This is a genomic window from Hydrogenophaga sp. (genome assembly GCF_022844385.1).
Lineage (GTDB): Bacteria > Pseudomonadota > Gammaproteobacteria > Burkholderiales > Burkholderiaceae_C > Hydrogenophaga.
Genome location: NZ_JALHLX010000139.1, coordinates 3,124 through 8,099 on the forward strand (window position 1 = coordinate 3,124; position 4,976 = coordinate 8,099).

Below are 4,976 nucleotides of genomic sequence, written 5' to 3' on the forward strand. Positions count from 1 at the left end.
TACACATCGTCGCCGAGCCGGTACTCGCGTGACGAGGGAATGAAGATGCCACCGTCGGCAAACAAGGGGATGTAGGCCGCGTAGAGCGCAGCCTTCTCCTTGATGGAGAGCTGGATCACGCTCGGGCGCGCTGCGGCTGCCGAGGGAGAAGGGTTTGTGCTCATCGGGTTGAGTTTAGCGGCATTCACCTGCGATATGCGCCCTGTTGCAGCACTGCAAATGCTTGCGCAAGGGCACCTTGCCTGCTCACCAGGGAAAGATCAGCGAGCCTGTGCCGCCAGCACCTGGCGGGTGCGCGCCGCCCAGGCTTCCTGCATGAGGCCCGCGTTGTAGGGGTGCTCCACCGAGCGCGCGGCCTGCATCAGTTCGCGTGACCAGGCGGCCAGTGCCGTCCAGCGCGGCGCGGCGGGCAACTCGGCAGCCGGGAAAAACCGGGCGGGGGCACCACAGGCCTTGGCCATGAGGTCGTGACACAGCTTCTGCAACACGGCGAGCTGCTGGGCCGCGGGCCAGTCGGCCAGCACCGACCAGTCGCCCCGCGCCAGCGCCTTGGGCAAACCCGACCAGGCTTGTGCGTTCAAGCCACCCGCGGCCCAGGCCAGGGCGTCGTCGGGGCGACCACCGGCCGCCTGCAGCCAGACCGCGGCTTGGGCCGGGGTGGGCGCAGGCGCAGCAGACTTGCCCCCCGTCTGGGCGGCCGTCACTTCATTGACCAGCCAGCCCAGAGCCTCTTGCTCCTGGGGCCAGACCATCGCGTGGGTCTGACAACGGCTGCGGATGGTGGGCAGCAACTGGTGGGCCGACTCGCTGGCCAGGATGAAACGGACCTCGCCCACCGGCTCTTCCAGCGTCTTGAGCAAGGTGTTGGCCGACTCCATGTTCATGCGCTCGGCCGGGTACACCAGGATCACCTTGGTGTTGCCACGCGAGCGGGTGGTCTGGGTGAAGGCCACGGCATCGCGTGCGGCTTCCACACGAATCAACTTGCTGGGTTTGCGCTTTTTGTCGTCGATCTCTTTTTGTGCGCCCTCATCCAGCGGCCAGCCCAGCGCCAGACTGAGCACCTCGGGCATGAGCGCGCACAGGTCGGCGTGGGTGCGCACGTCGATGGCATGGCAACTGCCGCATTCGCCGCAGGCGCCCTGCCCTGTGGGTCGCTCACACAACCATGCGCGTGCCAGTGCCAAAGCCAGGTCGTATTGGCCAAGCCCGGACGGCCCGGCGAGCAACAAGGCGTGGCCGCGTTGGTCCAGCAATCCAGTCAGCTGGGCTTGCAGCCACGGGGCCAGCGCTGCGCTCATGCGCCCACCTCGGCACGCAGCCAACCGCGTTGCTCGAAGGCTCGTCGCACATCGCGCCACACGGCGTCTTTGGGCTGGGCTGAGGGCACACGGGCAAAACGCGCCGGGTCTTGCTGCAAACGATCGCCATAACCAGCGGCGACACGCTCAAAGAACGCCAGCGGCTGGGATTCGAAACGGTCGGGCAAACGGGCGCCAGCCAGCCGTTCGGCGGCCACAGTAGGCGGCAGATCGAACCACACCGTGAGGTCGGGCTGGCGCAACCGCCCGCCCTGCTCGGGCAGGGCCTGCACCCAGCGTTCGAGCTGGCGCAACACCTCCAGATCAAAACCGCGCCCAGCGCCCTGGTAGGCAAAGGTGGCGTCGGTGAAACGGTCGCATAGCACCACCTCACCGCGCGCCAGTGCGGGCTCGATCACTTGTTGAAGGTGGTCACGCCGCGCGGCAAACATCAGCAGCGCCTCGCACAGTGGATCCATGGGATCGTTGAGCACGAGTTCGCGCAGCTTTTCGGCCAGCGGGGTGCCACCGGGTTCGCGCGTGAGTTCGACGGTGCGGCCCTGCGCTCGGAACGCCTCGGCAAGGCCGGCGATGTGGGTGGATTTGCCCGCGCCGTCGATGCCTTCAAAAGTGATGAAAAGTCCGGCGGTCTGCATGAAAGAGGGAAGGATCGGCGGTTCAGCGACGCAGGATGTAGCGTCGCACTGCGGCATTGTGCTCTTCGAGCGTTGCGCTGAACTGGCTGGAGCCGTCGCCGCGTGCGACGAAGTAGATGGCGTTGGTCTCGCCCGGCTGCACGGCGGCGCGCAACGAGGCCGCACCCGGCATGGCGATCGGCGTGGGAGGCAGACCCGCTCGGGTGTAGGTGTTGTAGGGCGTGTCGGTTTGCAGATCGTCGCGGCGCAGGTTGCCGTCGAAGCGCTCCCCCAGTCCGTAGATGACGGTGGGGTCGGTTTGCAGGCGCATGCCGATGCGCAACCGGTTGGCAAACACGCCGCCAATGCGCCGGCGGTCGCTCTCCAGACCGGTTTCCTTTTCAATGATGCTGGCCAGGATCAGCGCTTCTTCGGGTGTGCGCAGGGGCACAGCAGCGTCGCGCTGCGCCCAGGCGTCGGCCACGCGCTTGTCCATGGCTTGTGCGGCCTGCCGCAGCACGCTGGACGCGGTGGCGCGTTTGGCCACGCGGTAGGTGTCGGGAAAAAAGCGGCCTTCGGGGTGGCGCCCGGGGTAGCCGATGAGCGCCATGATGTCGGCCGAACTCAGGCCTTCGAGGTCTTGTGTCAGGTCGGGCGAAGCGCGCAACAGTTCGAACACCTGACGGTGGTTCCAACCTTCCACCAGCGTGATGTTGCGAACCGCCTGCTCGCCCCGAACGAGCTTGGAAAGCAGGGTGCGCGGCGTCGTGCCGGGGATGAACTCGTAGCTGCCTGCCTTGATGTCGCGTGAGCCGCCAGAAACGCGGAACCAGGCGTAGAGCAGGACCCAGGGCGTCTGCACGCCCGAAGCGGACAGCTTCTCAGCCACGCCACGTGCCGACTGACCCGGTGCGATTTCCACGTCCAGGGGTTGTTGTTCGCTCACGCGGGCGGGAAATCGCAGGGGTTGGTCGACCCACCACACACCGAAGGCGGCCGTGATCAGCAGGGCGACCAGCGGCAGCACGAACAGGAGTTTGAGAAGACGCAGCAAGGGGATGTGCTCAGCAGGGTGAAGGGCCGGACGGCCGGTCCGGAAGGGTGCAGCCGATGATAATCGGGCACTCTTCAGGCGCTGCCTGCCGCTCGCTCGGCCGCCGGTGCCTTGCATCCCTCGCAGCGCCCGACATGAACACTTCCGTATCACCCATGACCCCTCTTCCATCCACCGCAGACACGCCGGTTGACCATGGCGTCGCACGATTGACCCACCTGGGGGTGATCCAGGTGGATGGCGAAGAGGCGGCGAAATTCCTCCACGGCCAGCTCACGCACGACTTCGCGCTGCTGGGTTTGTCCGAGGCGCGGCTGGCCGCCTTCTGCTCGGCCAAGGGCCGCATGCAGGCCAGCTTTGTGGGTTTCAAACGCAGCCACGACCAGATCCTGCTGGTCTGCAGCCGCGACCTGTTGCCCGCAACACTCAAACGCCTGTCGATGTTTGTGTTGCGCGCCAAGGCCAAATTGAGCGATGCCAGCGATGCGTTCGCCATCCTGGGCCTGGCCGGCAGTGCCGTGCCCGCCGCGCTGCCTGCCGCGCCGTGGTCGCAGTTGCGTGAGGGTGATGCCAGCGTGGTGCGCCTGTACCCCGCGGACGGCACCGTGCGGGCTCTTTGGGTTGCCCCGGCCGACACACCGGCACCTGCGGGAGACCTCATGACCGAAGACCTGTGGAACTGGCTGGACGTGAAGAGTGCTGTGGCCACCCTCAGCCAGCCGGTGTTCGAGGCCTTCGTGCCGCAGATGCTCAACTACGAGTCGGTCGGCGGTGTGAACTTCAAGAAAGGCTGCTACCCCGGCCAGGAGGTGGTGGCGCGCAGCCAGTTCCGCGGCACGCTGAAGCGGCGGGCCTATGTTGTGCACAGTGACGCACCTTTGACGGTTGGCCAGGAGGTGTTCCACAGCAGCGATGCGGAACAACCCTGCGGAACCGTGGTGCAGGCCGCCGCCCACCCGGCTGGTGGGTTCGACGCCATCGTCTCCATGCAGACCAGTGCGGCAGCCGATGGCAGCCTGCACGCCGGCAGCGCCAGCGGCGCGGTGCTCACCTTGCAGCCCCTGCCCTACCCTTTGCTCGACGACATCTGACACGGACCAGGTCATGTGCCTGATCGCTTTTGCGCTCAACGCCGATCCGGCCCGGCCGCTGCTCATCGCAGCCAACCGCGACGAGTTCTTTGACCGGCCCACCGCGCCGCTGCACCGATGGCGGCTGGAGGATGGCACCGACGTGGTGGGTGGCCGCGACCTGCGCGATGGTGGGACCTGGCTGGGCCTGGACCCGGATGGCCGTGTCGCCATGCTGACCAATGTGCGCCAGTCCGAACTGAAGCCAGCACAGCGCAGCCGAGGCGAACTGGTCACCCGCTGGCTGCAGAGCGATGGCGATGTGGATCGGTTTGCGGCCGGCATTGCACCCGCCGAGTACGGTGCCTTCAATCTGGTGGTGGGCGACTTCCATGCGCGTGTCTGGCACTGGCTGGGCAACCGCGACCCCGAGGCGCCACACAGCACTGCATCAACTGTGTTGCACCAGCGCGCACTCGGTCCCGGCATCTATGGTCTGTCCAACGCGAGTCTGGATACCCCATGGCCCAAGACACAGCACCTCAAGGCGGCACTTGGCACATCGCTGCACACGCCAACGGACTGGCTGTCGCCCTTGTCCCAAGCCCTCACCCACGACCAGATGGTGCAGGAACTGGATCTGCCGCGCACCGGCGTGCCCGCCGATCTGGAGCGAGCGCTTTCCAGCCCCTTTGTGCGCATGGCCGACCGGGCCTACGGCACGCGCACCAGCCAGGTGGTCAGTGTGCGAAGCCAGACGCAGGGCTTTGCCGTGACCGTGCACGAATGGACGCACGACCCTGCCTTGCCGGTGGCTCGCCTCGCGCCCGAAAACGCGCGCACAGAGACCCTGGTGTGGTGAGCCTCAAAGGCGTTTGAACATGGTCACGTGCGCAATGCCGGCCTCTTCAAACGG

5 protein-coding genes and 1 pseudogene are annotated in these 4,976 nt (G+C 66.7%); 2 read left to right on the plus strand and 4 right to left on the minus strand.

Annotated features, from left to right (window positions below; genetic code table 11):
• The 4 genes and pseudogenes from Q0C59_RS16900 to mltG form a co-directional block, all read right to left on the minus strand.
• Positions 1–164 (minus strand): annotated as a pseudogene (locus tag Q0C59_RS16900) (pilus assembly protein PilZ); the annotation flags it as partial.
• Positions 165–260: 96 nt separating this feature from the next.
• The gene (locus tag Q0C59_RS16905) at positions 261–1,301 is read right to left on the minus strand and encodes a DNA polymerase III subunit delta' (protein ID WP_291217686.1); all 1,041 of its coding nucleotides are present in this window, start codon (positions 1,299–1,301) and stop codon (positions 261–263) included.
• A complete protein-coding gene (tmk, locus tag Q0C59_RS16910; RefSeq protein WP_291217688.1) occupies positions 1,298–1,957 on the minus strand; it encodes a dTMP kinase in 660 nt (219 codons plus the stop codon). Before tmk ends, Q0C59_RS16905 begins: the two co-directional genes overlap by 4 nt.
• Positions 1,958–1,979: 22 nt before the next feature.
• A complete protein-coding gene (gene mltG, locus Q0C59_RS16915) occupies positions 1,980–2,987 on the minus strand; it encodes an endolytic transglycosylase MltG (RefSeq protein ID WP_291217695.1) in 1,008 nt (335 codons plus the stop codon).
• Between the two features lie 158 nt (positions 2,988–3,145).
• On the opposite strand from mltG, the gene Q0C59_RS16920 reads away from it, so the two are divergent.
• Complete coding sequence (locus Q0C59_RS16920) at positions 3,146–4,081, plus strand: folate-binding protein YgfZ (RefSeq protein WP_291217690.1); 936 nt, start codon at positions 3,146–3,148, stop codon at positions 4,079–4,081.
• A gap of 13 nt (positions 4,082–4,094) precedes the next feature.
• Complete coding sequence (locus Q0C59_RS16925) at positions 4,095–4,922, plus strand: NRDE family protein (protein WP_291217693.1); 828 nt, start codon at positions 4,095–4,097, stop codon at positions 4,920–4,922.
• Positions 4,923–4,976 lie beyond the last annotated feature (54 nt).